The following is a 231-nucleotide window of genomic DNA, read 5'->3' on the forward strand; positions in this document are numbered from 1 at the left end:
GGGCAAGGTCGGGTAGGTGAATTTCACGGCCGTATTGAGCGGCCAGTCGACGCCGTCGACGAACAGTTTGACGCCCAGATCTGTCTTGCTGGTGGCCAGCGATTTAGCGTCGAACGCGGCCCCTGTCCCTTTGAGTTCCAGGGTCATGGCAGTGGAAGACGGGTTAGTGCACGACACTTCATAGTCCACCACGCGCTGATAATTGATGCCGTCGATGCGGGTGGTTTGCAG

Annotated in this window: 1 pseudogene; it reads right to left on the minus strand. The window is 58.4% G+C overall.

Annotated features, from left to right (window positions below):
* Positions 1–231 (minus strand): annotated as a pseudogene (locus tag AAEZ06_RS28370) (fimbrial protein); the annotation flags it as partial.

This window comes from Pseudomonas sp. HY7a-MNA-CIBAN-0227 (assembly GCF_040310325.1).
Lineage (GTDB): Bacteria > Pseudomonadota > Gammaproteobacteria > Pseudomonadales > Pseudomonadaceae > Aquipseudomonas.